The organism is Nonomuraea sp. NPDC004354, assembly GCF_053602555.1.
Window position 1 is genome coordinate 1,042,461 of sequence record NZ_JBSGDV010000001.1, and the last position, 16,739, is coordinate 1,059,199.

Consider the following 16,739-nt stretch of genomic DNA (forward strand, 5'->3'; position numbering starts at 1 on the left):
GGTGATCACAGCACGACCTAAGAAGGGGACGGCCGACGCGCATGAGCGTGATGAAGAGACTTTCGATGATCTTCAAGTCCAAGGCCAACAAGGCCCTGGACAAGATGGAGGATCCGCGCGAGACCCTTGACTACTCCTATCAGCGGCAGCTCGAGCTGCTGCAGAAGGTGCGCAGGGGTGTGGCCGACGTCGCCACCTCGCGCAAGCGGGTGGAGCTGCAGATCAACCAGATCGAGCAGCAGGCCAGCCGGTTGGAGGACCAGGGGCGCAAGGCGCTGTCCGTCGGGCGCGAAGACCTGGCCCGCGAGGCGCTGACCCGTCGCTCGAGCCTGCAGACGCAGATCGCCGACCTGCGGGTCCAGCACGACAACCTGCAGGCCGAGGAGGAGAAGCTCACCACCGCCTCCCAGCGGCTGCAGGCGAAGGTCGACTCCTTCCGTCACAAGAAGGAGACCATCAAGGCCACCTACACCGCGGCCGAGGCGCAGACGCGCATCAACGAGGCCTTCTCCGGCATCTCCGAGGAGATGGGCGACGTCGGCCTGGCGATCCAGCGCGCCGAGGACAAGACCGCGCAGATGCAGGCCCGCGCCGGCGCCATCGACGAGCTGCTGGCCTCCGGCGCGCTCGACGACTTCAGCGGCAGCCGCAGCGACGACATCCAGGCCGAGCTCGACCGCATGGGCGGCGGCAGGGACATCGAGCTGGAGCTGGCCAGGATGAAGGCCGAGCTCGGCCAGGGCCCGGCGCCCCAGGCCTCCATCGAGCAGGGGCAGCCGCAGGCCCAGCCGCAGCAGCAGACCCAGCAGCTGCGCCAGCCGGGGGAGCCCGCATGATCGTGCGCATCATGGGCGAGGGCCAGGTCCAGATCGACGAGTCCGACCTCGGCGTGCTCAACGAACTCGACGGCGAGCTCGAGACGGCCATCGAGGCCGGCGACGAGCCCGAATTCCGTCAGAAGCTCCACGCTCTGCTCGACAAGGTGCGCCATGTGGGCAAGGCGCTGCCGGACGACAGCCTGGAGCCGTCCGAGCTGATCCTTCCCCCCGCTGACGCCTCGATCGAGGAAGTCAGGGAGATGCTGGGCGACTCGGGGCTCATCCCGGGATAGCCCGTGAGCACCCGGTTCGCGTCCGACCGCGGTCTCACCGTCCGCATGGTCATGACGATGTTCCTGCTGGGTCTGCTCTACGTCGTCTTCGTCGGCGCCCTCATCGCCCTGGGCGTGCGGGCGCTGGGCGTGCTGCTGATCGCCGGCGGCATGTTGCTGGTGCAGTACTTCCTGTCCGATCGCATCGCGCTGTTCGCGATGGGCGGGCGGGAGGTCTCGCCGCAGGAGGCGCCCGCCCTTCACGGCCTGATCGACAGGCTGTGCGCGATGGCCGACATGCCCAAGCCGAGGGTCGCCATCGCCGACTCCGACGTGCCCAACGCCTTCGCGACGGGGCGTAACAGGCAGCACTCCGTCGTCTGCGTGACGACCGGCATCCTGCGCCGGCTGGAGCCCCGCGAGCTCGAAGGCGTGCTGGCGCACGAACTCTCGCACGTCGCCCACCGCGACGTCGCCGTGATGACCATCGCCTCCTTCCTCGGCATCCTGGCCGGCCTCATGACCCGCTTCGCCCTCTACAGCGGGCTGGGCAGAAGCCGCGACAGCAACCAGGGCGGCCTGCCCATCGGCCTGATCGTGATGCTGGTCTCCATCGCCGTCTACGCCGTCAGCTTCCTGCTCACCCGCGCCCTGTCCCGCTACCGGGAACTGGCCGCCGACCGGGCGGGCGCGCTGCTGACGCAGCAGCCGTCGGTGCTGGCCAGCGCGCTGGTCAAGGTGAGCGGCGAGATGGCCAGGATCCCCACGCGCGACCTGCGCGAGGCCGAGCCGTTCAACGCCTTCTACTTCGCGCCGGCGCTGGCTCCCGGCAAGGCGCTGGCGCAGCTGTTCTCCACGCACCCGCCGCTCGAGCGGCGCCTGGAGAACCTGGAGAAGATCTCCGCGCAACTCGGGAAAGGCTGAGCGATGGGCTGGCTCGACGTGATCCTCGGCAGGTCCAAGCCGGTCCGGCCCAACCTCGACGCGCTCTTCGCGCTGCCGTCGGCGGCCGTCACGCTGCAGGCCGCCACCGGTCTGGCGCCCACGGGGGTGGGCTCGGTCAGTTTCCGCGCGGCCGAGGGCAGCGCCTTCGCGACGCTCAGCGCCGACGTCAAGGCGCTGCTGGGGGACAGGGTGGAGGAGACGCGCGACGAGTACGGGTACTCGTGGCTGGTGGTCAGGCGCGACCCCGACGCGGTCGGCGACCTGGTCACCGAGCTGCACGCGGTCAACTCCTCGCTGGAGGGGGCGGGGTTCGGGCCGTCCCTGCTGTGCTCGCTGGTGTCCTTCGCCGACCCGCAGCAGCGTCGCCTGGCGGTCGTCTACCTGTACAAGCGGGGGACGTTCTATCCGTTCGCCCCGCTGCCGGGCCACACCAGGGACACCGCGCTCGAACTCCAGGTGCGCGGGGTGCTGGCGGGCGAGCTGAGGATCGAGGAGGACCTCGGCCGGTGGTTCCCCGTCTGGGGCGCGCCCGGTTTGTGACGCTCCCGCCCGCGCCGGGCCGCCTGTTCGAGGATCGAACCGCCATCTGGTGGGCAGACCATTCCATGATCTGGTCAAGTGGTCGTGTCGGTCGATGGGGACAGGCGGGACCGATGGTGACATGGCGCCTATGATCAAACTTGCTGTCGCGCTCGCGGCTTCGGCCGTCGCGATCGGAATGACGAGCACGCTCGGCGGTACGGCTCATGCGGCGCCGGAATCAGCGAGGGTGGTTGTGGAAGAGACGAGAAACCAGATCGCGGTCGTCGGGCAGGGCGCGGTCTCGGCCGCTCCTGACGTCATGCGCCTGACGGCGGGCGTCGAGGTCCGCAGGGCGACGGCGGGCGAGGCGTTCGCCGCGGCCAGGGCGGCGGCGGCGAAGCTCACCAGGACGCTGATCGGGGCCGGTGTGGCCGCCGACGACCTTACGACGAACGAGCTGTCGCTCGGCCCCGAGTACGAGAGCTACCCGAAGGTGTCCGGCTACCGCGGCGCCCAGGGCGTCGAGGCGGTGGTCCGCGACCTTTCCAAGGCCGACCGGATCATCGACGCGGCCGCCGCCGTCGGCGAGGAGGTCAGGCTCAACGGCGTCTCCTTCGAGGTCTCCGACCGCACCAGGCTGATGGAGGCGGCCCGCGCCGCCGCCTTCAAGGACGCGGCGGACAAGGCAAGGCACTACGCGGCGCTGGCCGGACGGCGGCTCGGCGACGTGGTCGAGATCACCGAGGAGATCACCGGCGGCCCCATCCCGATGCACGTCTCCGCCACGCTCGCGGAGGACAAGGCGTCGGTGAACCCCGGACGCCAGAACCTTGGCATCAACGTCCGGGTGGTCTACGAGCTGAGGTAGCCCGCCGAAGAACGGTGGTGCGGGCCCTTCCCACGCGGGAGGGCCCGCATCCGGCGGTCTACGGCAGGGCCAGCATGCGGTCGAGGGCGACCTTGGCCCAGTGGGTGGTGTCGGCGTCGACCGTGATCTGGTTGACCACCTCGCCGAGCACCAGCGACTCCAGCGCCCACACCAGGTGCGGCAGGTCGATGCGGTTCATCGTGGAGCAGTAGCAGACCGTCTTGTCGAGGAACGAGACGCCCTTGTCGGGGAACATCTGCGCCAGGCGCTTGACCAGGTTCAGCTCGGTGCCGATGGCCCACTGGGAGCCGGCCGGCGCCGCCTCGAGCTTCTTGATGATGTACTCGGTCGAGCCGACGTGGTCGGCCTTCAGCACGACCTCGTGCTTGCACTCGGGGTGGACCAGCACGTTGACGCCGGGGATGCGGCGCCGTACGTCGTCGACGGAGTCGGCGGTGAAGCGGCCGTGCACCGAGCAGTGACCCTTCCAGAGGATCATCTTGGCCCGGCGCAACTCCTCCACGCTCGGCGGCCGGTGGGGGTTGTAGACGACGCAGTCGTCCAGCGACATGCCCATCTCCAGCACGGCGGTGTTGCGGCCCAGGTGCTGGTCGGGCAGGAAGAGCACCTTCTGGCCCTGCTCGAAGGCCCACTCGAGAGCCCGCCTGGCGTTGGACGAGGTGCACACCGCGCCGCCGCGCCGGCCGCAGAAGGCCTTGATGTCGGCGCTGGAGTTCATGTACGTGATGGGCACGGTGACGTCGGCGATGCCGGCGTCCTCCAGCAGCTCCCACGCCTCCTCGACCTGGTCGAACGTGGCCATGTCGGCCATCGAGCACCCCGCCGCCAGGTCCGGCAGGATCACCTTCTGGGAGTCGCCGGTCAGGATGTCGGCGGACTCGGCCATGAAGTGCACGCCGCAGAAGACGATGTACTCCGCCTGGGGGCGGGCCGCGGCCTGCTGGGCGAGCTTGAAGGAGTCGCCGGTCACGTCGGCGAACTGGATGACCTCGTCACGCTGGTAGTGGTGGCCGAGGACGAACAGCCTGTCGCCCAGCGCCTCCTTCGCCTTGCGCGCGCGCTCCACCAGCCCCGGGTCGGAGGCCGGGGGAAGCTCGCCGGGACAGTCGACGCCCTTCTCGCTGTGCGGATCGGTGCCCTGCCCGAGGACGAAGAGCGGCAGCCCTGTCTGGGTGGCCATGGCCGTACCCCCTTATCGTCGAAGTGACGACTAATGATGACACACGGCTTGGGGCGATTTGTTCCGGCCACCCGTTTCGGGTGATCGCCGCAGGCCGGAGGGGGTCCGGTCGTGCCTGCCGTATCGGGAGGAGCAGGTGGGCGCCGGTCCGCGTCCGTGGGGCGCGTCACGGGAAGGGGTCGGTTTCCGGTTCTTCTGGACGATCCATAACAACCCCGCAGACGCGGAATGCATAGCTCGCCTCCGGTGTTGGTAGCGTCTTAGTAGGACGTCAGAAACAGACAGCCGTGACACTGCGGCTGATCCAGACGCGGGAGTCAGCACATGACGGTTGAGAGCAGCGAGACCACGGCGCAGGGCCTGATCCTGACCGACGCGGCCGCGGCCAAGGTCAAGAGCCTGCTGGAGCAGCAGGGTGAAGAGGGCCTCCAGCTGCGTGTGGCCGTGCAGCCGGGCGGCTGTTCCGGTCTGCGTTACCAGCTCTTCTTCGACGACCGCTCGATGGACGGCGACATCGTGTCCGACTTCGGCGGCGTCGGTGTCGTGACCGACAGGATGAGCGCGCCGTACCTCATCGGCGCCACCATCGACTTCGTCGACACGATCGAGAAGCAGGGCTTCACGATCGACAACCCGAACGCCACGGGCTCCTGCGCCTGCGGCGACTCGTTCAACTAGGTCGGCGCCTCCAGGTCCCGCTCGCCTTTGTGCGCGCGGGACCTTCGCGTATTCTCTTGGGGCTCATTGGCTTGCTGACAACGAGGAAGAAGAACCCCGTGCGCATCGCCGTCACCGGCTCCATCGCGACCGACCATCTGATGACCTTCCCCGGAAGCTTCGGGGACCAGCTCATCGCCGACCAGCTCGACCGGGTCTCCCTGTCGTTCCTTGTCGACGATCTGCAGGTCAGGCGCGGTGGTTGCGCGGCAAACATCACCTTTGGGATGGGCTGTCTGGGCCTCAGCCCCATCCTTGTGGGAGCGGTCGGGGCGGACTTCGCCGACTACCGCTCGTGGCTGGAGCGCCATCGGGTCGACTGTGACTCGGTTCACGTCTCCGAGACCCACCACACCGCTCGTTTCCTGTGCACCACCGACGAGCAGCACAACCAGATCGCCTCGTTCTACACCGGCGCGATGGCGGAGGCGCGGCTCATCGAGCTGCAGCCGATCGCCGACCGGGTGGGCGGCCTCGACCTGGTGCTGATCAGCCCGAACGACCCCGACGCCATGCTGCGCCACACCGACGAGTGCCGCCAGCGGGGCATCCCGTTCGCCGCCGACCCGTCGCAGCAGCTGGCCAGGATGTCCGGCGAGCAGATCCGCCAGCTCGTCGACGGCGCGGCGTACCTGTTCTCCAACGACTACGAGAAGGGCCTCATCGAGCAGAAGACCGGCTGGTCCGACGCCGAGGTGCTCGACCGGGTCGGCGTCCGGGTCACCACGCTCGGCCCGAAGGGCGCGGTCATCGACCGCAAGGGGGAGCCCTCGCTCCACGTGACCCCCGCTCCCGAGCTGGGCAAGGCCGACCCGACGGGTGTCGGCGACGCGTTCAGGGCCGGCTTCCTCGCGGGCGTCGCCTGGGGGCTGCCGCTGGAGCGGGCGGGCCAGATCGGCAACCTGACGGCCACGCACGTCCTGGAGCGGGTGGGCTGCCAGGAGTACGAGCTGGGCCAGCGGGTGTTCCTCGAGCGGTTCGCCGCCGCGTACGGCCAGCCGGCCGCCGACGAGGTCGCCCAGCACCTCCGCTGCCACTACGCCTGACCACCGGTCGACGGCCACCGGGTTCACCGGTGGCCGTCGGTCCTTCACGCCGCTGCGGCGGCATGTCGCTTCCTTCCGGCTTGCACGCCGGGGCGCCCGCCTCCTGGGCGGTCAGGTAGGCCGGGCCGTCCCCGGCCTACCTTTCGGTCTCCGCCGTGGCCGCGGGCGCGGTCAGGTCGCGTAGACCCGGTGGCAGAATTCGGCGAGCTTGTCGTCGGGCAGGTGCTTGGCGAGGTCCGCCTCGGTGATCATGCCGACGATGCGGTGCTGGTCGATCACCGGCAGCCTTCTGATCTGGTGCTCCTCCATGCGGGACAGCGCCTCTTCCACCGTCGCGTCGGCGGGGACCCAGACGAGGCCCGTCGCCATGTCGCCGGCCGTCGTGCGGGAGGGGTCGCGTCCCGACGCGATGCAGTTCACGACGATGTCCCTGTCGGTGATGATGCCCTTGAGGCGGTCGTCGGGCCCGCAGACGGGCAGCGCGCCGACGTTCATCTCGCGCATCATCTGAGCCGCGCGGTCGAGGGTTTCGTGAGCGGCGATGCACTCCACGCCCGGGTTCATGAGGTCACGCGCGGTGTTGTGCGGATGTCCGCTTGTCATGTGATCCCCCCTGAAGTCGATGACGGTGGTCCGTGAGGTTTCTACCCATTTGCACCCTTTGTGACCCTGGGAAGGCACCTCTCCGCCATGTCGCCGACATGCTCGGGTCGGCTGCCGCGGGAACAGGCCCGGCGGCTGGCGTCAGCCGGGGAGGTTGAGCAGCTTGCCGAGGAGCGCCGCCAGTTGCGAGCGCTCGTCGGGGGTGAGCACCTGGAAGGTGTCGTGGAGGAACGCGGGAACGGCCCCCTCCGCCGCGGCCAGCCGGTGCCGTCCCGCGTCGGTGATGGTGACCGCGTAGGAGCGCCGGTCGCGGGGATTGCGCTCGCGCCTGACGCACTCCGCCCGCTCCAGGTCGTCGCAGATCGTCACCATCACGCTGCGGTCGATGCGCAGCTCCTCGCTGAGCGCCTGCTGGGAGCAGGGGCCGACGTCGTCGAGCATCTTCAGCACCAGGTGCTGGCCCACACCGAGGCCCTGCCCGGCCGCGTGGGCGTCGGCCGCACGGGCGACAGAGGCCGAGGCCCGGCACAGCGCGATGTCGAGCCGCTCGCCGGCCAGCTTGGGAAAGTACGTCGGCCTGACCTGCATCGAAACCTCTCATCACCCTGGAGGTCCAGCCTAGCACTCTTCGTTTGACACCAGATCGTCTGTGCTCATACCGTTTGTAGCGCAGACCATGTCGACGCGCGGGCGCCTCAGGAGCGCGAACCGGCGGCGGTGCCGGGCGTGCCGTACGACGAGGTGATGCCGGCCGCGTTCGTGCCCGTGGCCTGCACCGTCGGCACAGAACTCAGGGCCGACCGCAGGTTCCCGCGCGAGCGGGTCCTGCCCCGGGAACGCCGGCAGGTCAGTAGTTGCGCCGCACGTGGATCGCCCAGCCGCCCGCGGGCAGCTCGTAGGTGCCCACGTGGGGATGCGACTTGAGCCTGCACCAGGCGGGCACGTCGGTGTAGGCGGCCGGATCGTCGGCCAGGACGGCGACGATGGCGTTCAGCGGGACGTGGTTGATCCGCTCGGCGAGCATGATGATCGGAATCGGGCACTTCTTGCCGAGCGCGTCGATGGTCAGGGTCGGCTGAGCTGCGACGGTCACGAGGCCCCCTTCGTCGGTCTCATGACCCCCGTGCCGCGTCCATGAACGACGACCCCGAACCCGGTCATACGACCCCTGCGTCTTGACGTATCCGGCGCACCATCTCAGGGAGGACGGCCAGGAACCGGTCCACCTCGGCGGCGGAAGCGCCCCTGGGCAGCGATACCCGGACGTTTCCATGAGTGAGCACGCCCATCGCCTCCAAAACGTGCGATGGACGAAGCGTACTAGCCGTGCACGAACTCCCGGACGATACCGCGAAACCCGCCTTGTCCAGCTCGGTGAGCAGCGCCTCCCCGTCGACGTAGAGGCAGGAGAAGGTGACGATGTGCGGCGCCCTGCCGACCGGGTCGCCGATCACCTCCACGTCGGGCACGAGCGTGGGGATCCGCTCCCTGATCGTGTCGACGAGGGCCGACAGGCGGGCGTTCTCCAGCGCCGCCTCCTCCCGCATCGCCGTCAGCGCCGCCGCCGCCGCGACGATCGACGGGACGTTCTCGAAGCCCGGCACCCGGCGCCGCTCACGCTCGTCCTCCGGCAGGAACGAGCGGAACCGGGTGCCCTTGCGTACGGCCAGCACCCCGACCCCCGCGGGCCCGCCCCACTTGTGGGCGCTCGCGGTCAGCACCGACCAGCCCTCCGGCACCGGCAGCCGGCCCGCGGTCTGGGCGGCGTCGACCAAAAGCGGCACCTCCAGCCGCCGGCACGCCGCCGCGGCCTCGGCGACCGGCTGCAGCGTTCCCACCTCGTGGTTGGCCGTCTGGAGGCAGGCCAGCGCCGTGCCCTCGGCCGAGACCGCCGCGGTGAAGGCGTCGAGATCGACGCGGCCCGCCAGGTCGACGCCGACGGTGGTGACCGTGCCGCCCTGGCTCTCGTGGACCGACGCTGCGTGCAGGACGCTGGAGTGCTCCACCGCGCTGGTGACGAGGTGACGTCCGGCCCTCCGCCTGCCGTGTAGGGTGCCCAGGACGCCGAGATGCACGGCCTGGGTGCCGGAAGAGGTGAAGGAGACCTCGTCCGGCCTGGCGCCGAGCGCCTCGGCCACCTCCGTGCGCGCCTGTTCGAGAAGCAGGTGGGCACGGCGGGCCTGGCCGTACAACCGCGCGGGGTCGGCCCAGCCCGCGTCCAGGGTCGCGATCAGCGCCTCGCGTGCCTGGGGATGCAGGGGCTCGGTCGATGCCGCGTCGAAGTAAGCCACATCGAGACATTAACGGGGGCGAGCGGGGAGCCGACCACCCCCCACGCTAATGTGTCTGCAATCAGCTGTGCATATGGAAATACGAGCGCCCAGGAGAGACTTCTGGGCTTCATCTGTGGGGTAGGCGATCCGTGAGTCCGACCCGCCGTACTGAGCGGCGTCCGTTGGGCCGGCGCAGAGTGTCCAGCGCCGCCGGTTTGGCGTTGCTGCTGGCCTCCGCGACGGCCTGTGCAAATGACGTGCCCGAGGCCGACTGGTCGCGTGGTCTTCTTCCTGAGGGTGCCACCGAGCAGGCTGACATCGTCACGAATCTGTGGAACGGGGCCTGGATCGCGGCGCTGGCCACGGGGCTCGTCGTCATCGTGCTGATCCTGTGGGCGTGCGCCTTCCACCGCAAGCGCAAGGCGTCGGCCGAGCTTCCTCCGCAGGTTCGCTACAACCTGCCGATCGAGATCCTGTACACGGTCGTGCCGCTCGTCATGGTGTCGGTGTTCTTCTTCTTCACCGCCCGCGACGAGAACGTGCTCATGGACACCTCGGCGCAGCCTGACGTCACGGTCCACGTGGAAGGGTTCCAGTGGAGCTGGCGGTTCACCACCGACGCCGGTGGCAAGACCGCCAAGGTCGTCGGCATGCCGGTCAGCGACTACCAGGCGCCCCAGTCGCCGGAGCTGGTGCTGCCGGTGAACAAGAAGGTGCTGTTCAAGCTCGACGCCGACGACGTGATCCACTCGTTCTGGGTGCCCGCGTTCATGTTCAAGCGCGACGTGATCCCCGGCATCTCCGGCGAGAAGAACAAGTTCATGATCACCACGTTGAACAAGCCTGGTGTCTACGCGGGCCGGTGCGCCGAACTGTGCGGCGTCGACCACAGCCGCATGCTCTTCAGGGTCAAGCTCGTCTCGCAGGCCGAGTTCGACCAGTACATGACGACCCAGGCTGGGAGAGCCCAGTGACCGCCATCCAAGCACCCTCAGTCTCGGCGCGGCCGACCCGCAAGGGCCTGGCCATCGCCAAGTGGATGTCCTCCACCGATCACAAGGTCATCGGGCATCTCTACCTCATCACGTCGTTCGTGTTCTTCCTCATCGGCGGCGTGATGGCGCTGATCATGCGCGCCGAGCTCGCCCAGCCGGGGCTGCAGGTCACCACGAACGAGCAGTTCAACCAGCTGTTCACCATGCACGGCACGATCATGCTGCTGATGTTCGCGACGCCGCTGTTCGCCGGCTTCGCCAACGAGCTGATGCCGCTGCAGATCGGCGCGCCCGACGTGGCGTTCCCCCGGCTCAACATGGTCAGCTACTGGCTCTACCTGTTCGGCAGCATCATCGCGGTCAGCGGATTCCTGACCCCGAACGGCGCGGCCAGCTTCGGCTGGTTCGCCTACACCCCGCTGTCGAACGCGATCAGCTCGCCCGGCGTCGGCGGTGACCTGTGGATCATGGGTCTGGCGCTGTCCGGTCTGGGCACCATCCTCGGCGCGGTGAACTTCATCACCACCATCATCTGCATGCGCGCGCCCGGCATGACGATGTTCCGGATGCCGATGTTCACCTGGAACATCCTGCTGACCAGCATGCTCGTGCTGATGGCCTTCCCGGTGCTGGCCGCCGCGCTGCTCGCGCTGGAGGCCGACCGCAAGCTCGGCACCCACATCTTCGCCTCCGAGACCGGTGGCGCGATGCTGTGGCAGCACCTGTTCTGGTTCTTCGGCCACCCCGAGGTCTACATCATCGCGCTGCCGTTCTTCGGCATCGTGACCGAGATCCTGCCGGTCTTCAGCCGCAAGCCGATCTTCGGTTACATCGGCCTCGTGGCCGCGACCATCGCCATCGCCGGTCTGTCGATCACCGTGTGGGCGCACCACATGTTCGCCACCGGCCAGGTCCTGCTGCCGTTCTTCTCGTTCATGACGTTCCTCATCGCGGTTCCGACGGGCGTGAAGTTCTTCAACTGGATCGGCACGATGTGGCGAGGCCATCTGAGCTTCGAGTCGCCGATGCTGTTCTCGGTGGGCTTCCTGATCACCTTCCTCCTCGGCGGTCTGACCGGCGTCATCCTGGCCTCCCCGCCGCTGGACTTCCAGATCAGCGACAGCTACTTCGTCGTGGCCCACTTCCACTACGTGGTCTTCGGCACCGTCGTGTTCGCGATGTTCGCCGGCTTCTACTTCTGGTGGCCGAAGTTCACCGGCCGGATGCTCAACGACAAGCTCGGCAAGGTGCACTTCTGGTTGCTGTTCATCGGCTTCCACACCACCTTCCTCGTCCAGCACTGGCTGGGCATGGTGGGCTTCCCCCGCCGTTACGCCGACTACGCTCCGACCGACGGCTTCACCGACCTGAACCTCATCTCGTCGGTGGGCGCCTTCATCCTCGGCGCCTCGACCCTGCCGTTCTTCTACAACGTCTGGAAGACCTGGCGCAGCGCGCCCAAGGTCACCGTCGACGACCCGTGGGGCTACGGCGGCTCGCTCGAGTGGGCGACCTCCTGCCCGCCGCCGCGGCACAACTTCACCTCGCTGCCGCGCATCAGGTCCGAGCGTCCCGCGTTCGACCTGCACTACCCGCACGTGTCGGCCAAGCCGCAGGAGGTTGAGGCCTGATGAAGGTTCAGGGTTGGCTGTTCCTGCTCTGCGGACTGTTCTTCGCGGGCGTGGACGTCGTCTACTGGTTCTGGTCTAAGGAGCCCGTCGGCACCACGGCCATGGCCATCTCGGTCGGCTTCGCCTTCATGATCGGCTACTACCTGATGTTCACGGCTCGCCGTATCGGCGACCAGCCGGAGGACAACAAGACGGCCGAGATCAGCGACGGCGCCGGGGAGATCGGCTTCTTCAGCCCGAGCAGCTGGTGGCCGCTGTTCGTCTGCCTCGCGGCGGCGTTCGCGTTCGTCGGCTTCGTGATCGGCCTGTGGATGTTCCTGATCGGCGTCTTCATGGTGATCATGGCGATGGTCGGCTTCGTCTTCCAGTACTACCGGGGTAACTTCTCCCACTGATCCGACCAGCACAGAAGCGGGTGCCCTGTCCGAGGGCGCCCGCTTTTGGTGTTTTTTACTCCATGCCGAATGTGGCGAAACGATCACTGCGGGTAGTAAGGGGGCGTTAGGGCTTCGACGGAGAGGGGAGTACCCGTGGGGCGGATGACTCAAGGATCGGCTGGAGTTCTGGCCCTCGCCGTACTCGCAGCGTGCTCGGCAGGCAGCACCACGGGCGGGGCCTCGCCCAGCGCGGCGCCACCGCCCGCGAGTGTGGCGATCGTCCCTGCCGACAGGTCGGGCAACGTGCCGACCGGCCAGACCGTCCTGGTCACGGCCCGCGGTGGCACGCTCAGGGACGTCACCGTCACCGGACCGTCCGGCGGTCTGGAGGGCGAGCTCAGCGCGGACCGCACGAAGTGGCGCAGCAAGCGGTACAGCCGCCCCGGCACGACCTACACCGTGAGCGCGCTCGTGGCCAACCCCGCCGGTCAGACGACCAGGACCACCAGCACCTTCACCACGGTCAAGGCGCACGGTACCTTCGGCATCGAGCAGCTGCTGCCGCACAAGGACGACACCGGCCTGACGGTGGGCGTCGGCATGCCGATCATGATCACGTTCGACAAGGACGTCACGGACCGCGTGGCCGTCGAGCGGAACCTGGTCGTCAAGACGTCCAAGCCGGTCCAGGGCGCCTGGCACTGGTTCGACGACCGGCACGTGGACTTCCGGCCGAAGACCTACTGGCCCGCCCGCACCAAGGTCCGCCTCGAGGCGCGCCTGGCCAACGTGCCCGGCGCCCCCGGCATCTACGGCAAGCGCGACTACACCCTCGACTTCACCGTCGGCAGGTCGCAGATCACCTCCGGCAGCACCGGCAACCACCACCTCGTGGTGAAGCGCGACGGCAAGGTCGTCAGGAACATGCCGATGAGCGCCGGCCAGGGCGGGGAGTGGAAGTACTACACCACCTCCGGCATCCACCTGGCGATGTCGAGGGAACCGGTGACGGTCATGACCTCGCCGGGGATCGGGCCCGGGCAGGCCGGCTACTACCAGCTGACGGTCTACAACACCGTGCGGATCTCCAACTCGGGCGAGTACGTGCACAGCGCGCCCTGGTCGGTCGGGTCGCAGGGGTACTCCAACGTCAGCCACGGGTGCGTGAACGTCAGCCCCGAGAACGCGGCGTGGTTCATCAAGAACACCCTGATCGGTGACCCGATCGTCATCACCGGGTCCCCGCGCCCGCTCGAGCCGACCAACGGGTGGGGCCACTGGCAGGAGAACTGGAAGGAGTGGCTGCAGTGGAGCTCGCTGAAGTCGATGACCACCGAGGCGCTGTAGCGCCGTCGCCCTAGTGGAGCGGGAGACGGGCGCGCACCGCGTGCCCGTCGGCGTGCCCCTCGACCGTGAGGGAGCCGCCGACGAAGGCGGCCCGCTCCCGCGCCGCCTGCCCGATGGGCCTGGAAGGCCCGTCGTCGCTCACCAGGACCTCCAGGAGGCGCCGCCGCCACCCGCAGGGTCACCGTGGCCCTGGACGCGCCCTCGGCGTCTCTGAGGGCCTCCTGAACGATCCGAAAGGCGGACAGTTCCACCCCCGGCGCGGCCGGCGCGGGGGAGCCGTCCTGGACGAGGTCCACCGGCAGGCCCCTCCCGCGCATCTCCTGAAGCAGGTCGGGCAGGTCGTCGAGACAGGGCTGCGGGGTGCGCGAGGGCGGAACACCGGTGAAGGCGCTCAGGACGCCGAGCATGCGCTGCAGCTCGCCGAGCGCCTGGCGGCCTGACTCCTCCGCGTCCTTGAGCGTGTCGGCGGCCCTGCGCGCGTCCCTGCCCATGGTCATCCGGCCCGCGCCGATGCCGAGGGTCATGACGCTGACCCGGTGCGCCACGACCTCGTGCAGCTCCTGCACGATCAGGGCGCGCCGTACGGTCTGCGCGCGGGCGCGCCGTTCGGCGGCCAGCTCGGCCGCGGAACGGGCGCGCAGCCGGAGCAGAAGGACGACTGCGGGGCACAGGACTACCGTGGTCACGGCGGCCAGCCATGACAGGAGAGGCGGCATGGCCGGGAGCGTAGGCGCGGGTCCCGTGCGGCGCATCCGCTCGGCGGTGGATCTTCACTCCACCCCCGAGCGTAGGGCGGGCCGTCGCGGGTGGCTCCTCGGCGGCCCGGCGCGGCCACCACCGGGCCGGGGAAGGGGCTCAGGCCATGCTGAGGGCGCGGCTGACCTCGACCCACCGGTCGAGCGTCGCCGCGGCGCGCCCCGAGTCGACCGCCTGTACGGCACGCGCGTAGCCGTCGATCATCGCCGAGTCGAGGTCGTCGCCGGGACCGTCGGCGGCCACCAGCGCGGCCGCGGCGTTGAGCAGCACCGCGTCACGCACCGGGCCGGTCTTCCCGCGCAGCAGGTCGTGCACCGCCTGGGCGTTGAACGCCACGTCGCCGCCGCGCAGCGCGCCCACCTCCGCGCGGGGGATCCCCAGCACCGCAGGGTCGAACACGGTCTGCGTCGCGCTGCCGTCGCGCACCACCCACACCGTGGAGGTGGTGGCGATGGTCAGCTCGTCGAGCCCGTCGTCGCCGCGGAACACCAGGGCCGAGACGCCGCGCTCGGCGAAGACGCCGGCCAGGACGGGCAGCATGCGGGCGTCGTAGACGCCGATGGCCTGCGCGGACGGGCGGGCCGGATTGGTCAGGGGGCCCAGGAAGTTGAAGATCGTCGGGACGCCCAGCTCCTTGCGCGGCGGACCGGCGAAGCGCAGCGCCGGGTGGTAGACGGGCGCGAAGCAGAACGCGATGCCCGCCTCGGCCGCCACCCGCGCGGTCGCCTCGGGCGGCAGGTCGAGCTTGATGCCGAGGTACTCCAGGACGTCCGCGGCGCCGCAGGAGGAGGAGGCGGCGCGGTTGCCGTGCTTGACCACGCGCGCGCCGGCGGCGGCGGCGACGATGGCCGCCATCGTGGAGACGTTGACCGTGTGCGCGCGGTCGCCGCCCGTGCCCACGATGTCGACGACGGGCCCCTCCACCCGCAACGGGGTGGCCAGCTCGAGCATCGTCCTGGCCAGGCCGGTCACCTCGGCGACGGTCTCGCCCTTGGCCCGCAGCGCGACCGCGAACCCGGCGATCTGCGCGGGGGTGGCCGAGCCCGACATGATCTCCCGCATCGCCCACGCCGTCTCGTCGGCGGTCAGGTGTTCCCCCGCCAGGAGGGCTGACAGCAGTGCGGGCCAGGTGGTGCGAGCGTCCATGGGAGAACCTACTTCGCGTTGAGTCGGGTCGAGGAGCGCTGCCGCATCAGGGTCGCGACGGCGTCGGCGACCGCGATCGGCTCCAGCGGCTGCGGCAGGACGGCGTCGGCGCGCGACCAGTTGGCCAGCCAGCGGTCGTCCTTGCGGGCGACGAGCAGCAGGATCGGCGGGCAGTCGTAGACCTCGTCCTTGGCCTGCTTGCTGACTCCCATGCCACCGGCGGGCTGGGCCTCACCGTCGAGCACGGCGACGTCGATCGTGCCCGAGTCGAGCAACTGCAGGACCTTCGGCTGGGTGGCGCACTCCACGATCTCCACCAGCGGGACGTCGGCTGCGGGACGGCGCCCGATGGCCTGCCGTACCTGGTCGCGGGTCCTGGCGTCGTCGCTGTAGACGAGGACCCTCATGGTGTCGTCGGTGCTCACGGTCACAGCTCACTATCAGTGGTAGCAGTATGGTCACCTGGGATCGTACCGGTGCCTTCAGGCGGAAACCCAGGCCGCCGGGGTCGGCGGGCGTTTTGCACTAATTCTCCCAGGCTGGGGGTGTGGGCGGACCCCCTAACGGGGGGTCGTGCGGCGACCCGACCACCAGAGCCGCAATAATGCTGCCCGTGGCGACAGCATCCGCAATTACGACGACGACAGCTCACGCGTCCCGGCGACCGAACCTGGTCAGCGTCGGGACGATCGTGTGGCTGTCCTCTGAGCTCATGTTCTTCGCGGCGCTGTTCGCGATGTACTTCACCATCCGGTCAGTGAGTCTCGGCCAGGGCAAGGCCTGGCCCGAGGCAGAGCTGAACATTCCGTTCTCTACGGTCAACACGATCATCCTGGTCCTGTCGAGTGTGACGTGTCAGCTTGGCGTGTGGGCCGCGGAAAAGGGTCAGGTCGGCAAGCTCCGCTTCTGGTACTTCGTCAGCTTCATCATGGGCGCCGTCTTCGTCGGCGGCCAGATCTACGAGTACATGCAGCTCGCTCATGAGGGCGCGACGCTTTCCGCGAACCCGTACACCTCGGTGTTCTACCTGACCACGGGCTTCCACGGCCTCCACGTGACCGGTGGACTGATCGCGTTCCTGTTCATGCTGGGACGCACGTACGCCGCGAAGCGCTTCACACATGAGCAGGCGACCAGCGCGATCGTCGTGTCCTACTACTGGCACTTCGTTGACGTGGTCTGGATCGGCCTTTTCGCGACCATCTACATCATTCAGTAAGGA

Annotated in this window: 21 protein-coding genes and 1 pseudogene; 13 read left to right on the top strand and 9 right to left on the bottom strand. The window is 69.0% G+C overall.

The window, feature by feature from the left end; genetic code table 11:
- Positions 1 to 41: 41 nt before the first annotated feature.
- The 5 genes from ACWENQ_RS04840 (at position 42) to ACWENQ_RS04860 (ending at position 3,425) form a co-directional block, all read left to right on the top strand.
- Positions 42 to 836: a PspA/IM30 family protein gene (locus ACWENQ_RS04840; RefSeq protein ID WP_452412901.1), complete on the top strand. Its 795-nt coding sequence runs from the start codon at positions 42 to 44 to the stop codon at positions 834 to 836.
- The gene (pspAA, locus tag ACWENQ_RS04845; RefSeq protein WP_449921379.1) at positions 833 to 1,111 is read left to right on the top strand and encodes a PspA-associated protein PspAA; all 279 of its coding nucleotides are present in this window, start codon (positions 833 to 835) and stop codon (positions 1,109 to 1,111) included. Before ACWENQ_RS04840 ends, pspAA begins: the two co-directional genes overlap by 4 nt.
- A 3-nt stretch (positions 1,112 to 1,114) precedes the next feature.
- Complete coding sequence (htpX, locus tag ACWENQ_RS04850) at positions 1,115 to 2,014, top strand: zinc metalloprotease HtpX (RefSeq protein ID WP_449921377.1); 900 nt, start codon at positions 1,115 to 1,117, stop codon at positions 2,012 to 2,014.
- A gap of 3 nt (positions 2,015 to 2,017) precedes the next feature.
- Positions 2,018 to 2,575 (top strand): PspA-associated protein PspAB, encoded by a 558-nt coding sequence (pspAB, locus tag ACWENQ_RS04855; RefSeq protein WP_449921374.1) that lies wholly within the window; start codon positions 2,018 to 2,020, stop codon positions 2,573 to 2,575.
- 235 nt (positions 2,576 to 2,810) lie between these two features.
- Positions 2,811 to 3,425 (top strand): SIMPL domain-containing protein, encoded by a 615-nt coding sequence (locus tag ACWENQ_RS04860; protein ID WP_449921372.1) that lies wholly within the window; start codon positions 2,811 to 2,813, stop codon positions 3,423 to 3,425.
- A 58-nt stretch (positions 3,426 to 3,483) separates the two neighbouring features.
- On the opposite strand, the gene nadA is transcribed toward ACWENQ_RS04860, so the two are convergent.
- Entirely contained in the window at positions 3,484 to 4,626 is a 1,143-nt protein-coding gene (gene nadA / locus ACWENQ_RS04865; protein WP_449921369.1) for a quinolinate synthase NadA, read from the bottom strand.
- 324 nt (positions 4,627 to 4,950) lie between these two features.
- On the opposite strand from nadA, the gene ACWENQ_RS04870 reads away from it, so the two are divergent.
- Positions 4,951 to 5,304, top strand: a complete 354-nt coding sequence (locus ACWENQ_RS04870) for a HesB/IscA family protein (RefSeq protein ID WP_354919477.1) — start codon at positions 4,951 to 4,953, stop codon at positions 5,302 to 5,304.
- Positions 5,305 to 5,402: 98 nt separating this feature from the next.
- Positions 5,403 to 6,389, top strand: coding sequence for a carbohydrate kinase family protein (locus tag ACWENQ_RS04875; protein ID WP_354919474.1), 987 nt, complete (start codon positions 5,403 to 5,405; stop codon positions 6,387 to 6,389).
- 171 nt (positions 6,390 to 6,560) lie between these two features.
- Here ACWENQ_RS04875 and ACWENQ_RS04880 read toward each other — a convergent pair whose 3' ends face one another.
- The 4 genes from ACWENQ_RS04880 to ACWENQ_RS04895 form a co-directional block, all read right to left on the bottom strand.
- Positions 6,561 to 6,992, bottom strand: a complete 432-nt coding sequence (locus ACWENQ_RS04880; RefSeq protein WP_354919472.1) for a CBS domain-containing protein — start codon at positions 6,990 to 6,992, stop codon at positions 6,561 to 6,563.
- 141 nt (positions 6,993 to 7,133) lie between these two features.
- On the bottom strand, positions 7,134 to 7,580 hold the full coding sequence (locus tag ACWENQ_RS04885) for a MarR family winged helix-turn-helix transcriptional regulator (RefSeq protein ID WP_449921366.1): 447 nt from the start codon (positions 7,578 to 7,580) through the stop codon (positions 7,134 to 7,136).
- A 259-nt stretch (positions 7,581 to 7,839) separates the two neighbouring features.
- Positions 7,840 to 8,085 (bottom strand): sulfurtransferase TusA family protein, encoded by a 246-nt coding sequence (locus ACWENQ_RS04890; protein ID WP_354919466.1) that lies wholly within the window; start codon positions 8,083 to 8,085, stop codon positions 7,840 to 7,842.
- Between the two features lie 64 nt (positions 8,086 to 8,149).
- On the bottom strand, positions 8,150 to 9,283 hold the full coding sequence (locus ACWENQ_RS04895; protein WP_452412902.1) for a cysteine desulfurase family protein: 1,134 nt from the start codon (positions 9,281 to 9,283) through the stop codon (positions 8,150 to 8,152).
- A 197-nt stretch (positions 9,284 to 9,480) separates the two neighbouring features.
- Here ACWENQ_RS04895 and ctaC point away from each other — a divergent pair, with 197 nt between their 5' ends.
- The 4 genes from ctaC (at position 9,481) to ACWENQ_RS04915 (ending at position 13,615) form a co-directional block, all read left to right on the top strand.
- Positions 9,481 to 10,239 (top strand): aa3-type cytochrome oxidase subunit II, encoded by a 759-nt coding sequence (gene ctaC / locus ACWENQ_RS04900; RefSeq protein WP_449921361.1) that lies wholly within the window; start codon positions 9,481 to 9,483, stop codon positions 10,237 to 10,239.
- Positions 10,236 to 11,891 (top strand): aa3-type cytochrome oxidase subunit I, encoded by a 1,656-nt coding sequence (gene ctaD, locus ACWENQ_RS04905; RefSeq protein ID WP_354919458.1) that lies wholly within the window; start codon positions 10,236 to 10,238, stop codon positions 11,889 to 11,891. The genes ctaC and ctaD overlap by 4 nt, the downstream gene beginning before the upstream one ends.
- Positions 11,891 to 12,286 (top strand): cytochrome c oxidase subunit 4, encoded by a 396-nt coding sequence (locus ACWENQ_RS04910; RefSeq protein WP_354919456.1) that lies wholly within the window; start codon positions 11,891 to 11,893, stop codon positions 12,284 to 12,286. The genes ctaD and ACWENQ_RS04910 overlap by 1 nt, the downstream gene beginning before the upstream one ends.
- A 252-nt stretch (positions 12,287 to 12,538) precedes the next feature.
- The gene (locus ACWENQ_RS04915; RefSeq protein ID WP_449921357.1) at positions 12,539 to 13,615 is read left to right on the top strand and encodes an Ig-like domain-containing protein; all 1,077 of its coding nucleotides are present in this window, start codon (positions 12,539 to 12,541) and stop codon (positions 13,613 to 13,615) included.
- Between the two features lie 10 nt (positions 13,616 to 13,625).
- On the opposite strand, the gene ACWENQ_RS04920 is transcribed toward ACWENQ_RS04915, so the two are convergent.
- Complete coding sequence (locus tag ACWENQ_RS04920) at positions 13,626 to 13,757, bottom strand: hypothetical protein (RefSeq protein WP_452412994.1); 132 nt, start codon at positions 13,755 to 13,757, stop codon at positions 13,626 to 13,628.
- 310 nt (positions 13,758 to 14,067) lie between these two features.
- Positions 14,068 to 14,139, bottom strand: a pseudogene (locus tag ACWENQ_RS04925) (hypothetical protein); the annotation flags it as partial.
- Between the two features lie 12 nt (positions 14,140 to 14,151).
- Here ACWENQ_RS04925 and ACWENQ_RS04930 point away from each other — a divergent pair.
- Positions 14,152 to 14,316: a hypothetical protein gene (locus ACWENQ_RS04930; RefSeq protein ID WP_452412995.1), complete on the top strand. Its 165-nt coding sequence runs from the start codon at positions 14,152 to 14,154 to the stop codon at positions 14,314 to 14,316.
- A 154-nt stretch (positions 14,317 to 14,470) separates the two neighbouring features.
- On the opposite strand, the gene trpD is transcribed toward ACWENQ_RS04930, so the two are convergent.
- A complete protein-coding gene (gene trpD, locus ACWENQ_RS04935; protein WP_449921351.1) occupies positions 14,471 to 15,517 on the bottom strand; it encodes an anthranilate phosphoribosyltransferase in 1,047 nt (348 codons plus the stop codon).
- Positions 15,518 to 15,525: 8 nt separating this feature from the next.
- Entirely contained in the window at positions 15,526 to 15,924 is a 399-nt protein-coding gene (locus ACWENQ_RS04940; RefSeq protein WP_354919574.1) for a hypothetical protein, read from the bottom strand.
- Between the two features lie 197 nt (positions 15,925 to 16,121).
- Between ACWENQ_RS04940 and ctaE the strand changes: the two genes are divergently transcribed.
- Positions 16,122 to 16,736 carry an aa3-type cytochrome oxidase subunit III gene (ctaE, locus tag ACWENQ_RS04945; protein WP_354919444.1) on the top strand — a complete coding sequence of 205 codons (615 nt, stop codon included), beginning with the start codon at positions 16,122 to 16,124 and terminating at the stop codon, positions 16,734 to 16,736.
- The last annotated feature ends 3 nt before the right edge of the window (positions 16,737 to 16,739 follow it).

Coding starts and splice junctions, on each gene's coding strand:
- nadA (WP_449921369.1), bottom strand. CDS start 4,626: ATGGCCACCCAGACAGGGCTGCCGCTCTTCGTCCTCGGGCAGGGCACC.
- ACWENQ_RS04940 (WP_354919574.1), bottom strand. CDS start 15,924: ATGAGGGTCCTCGTCTACAGCGACGACGCCAGGACCCGCGACCAGGTA.
- ACWENQ_RS04870 (WP_354919477.1), top strand. CDS start 4,951: ATGACGGTTGAGAGCAGCGAGACCACGGCGCAGGGCCTGATCCTGACC.
- pspAB (WP_449921374.1), top strand. CDS start 2,018: ATGGGCTGGCTCGACGTGATCCTCGGCAGGTCCAAGCCGGTCCGGCCC.
- ACWENQ_RS04840 (WP_452412901.1), top strand. CDS start 42: ATGAGCGTGATGAAGAGACTTTCGATGATCTTCAAGTCCAAGGCCAAC.
- pspAA (WP_449921379.1), top strand. CDS start 833: ATGATCGTGCGCATCATGGGCGAGGGCCAGGTCCAGATCGACGAGTCC.
- trpD (WP_449921351.1), bottom strand. CDS start 15,517: ATGGACGCTCGCACCACCTGGCCCGCACTGCTGTCAGCCCTCCTGGCG.
- ctaE (WP_354919444.1), top strand. CDS start 16,122: ATGCTGCCCGTGGCGACAGCATCCGCAATTACGACGACGACAGCTCAC.
- ACWENQ_RS04880 (WP_354919472.1), bottom strand. CDS start 6,992: ATGACAAGCGGACATCCGCACAACACCGCGCGTGACCTCATGAACCCG.
- ACWENQ_RS04885 (WP_449921366.1), bottom strand. CDS start 7,580: ATGCAGGTCAGGCCGACGTACTTTCCCAAGCTGGCCGGCGAGCGGCTC.
- ACWENQ_RS04910 (WP_354919456.1), top strand. CDS start 11,891: ATGAAGGTTCAGGGTTGGCTGTTCCTGCTCTGCGGACTGTTCTTCGCG.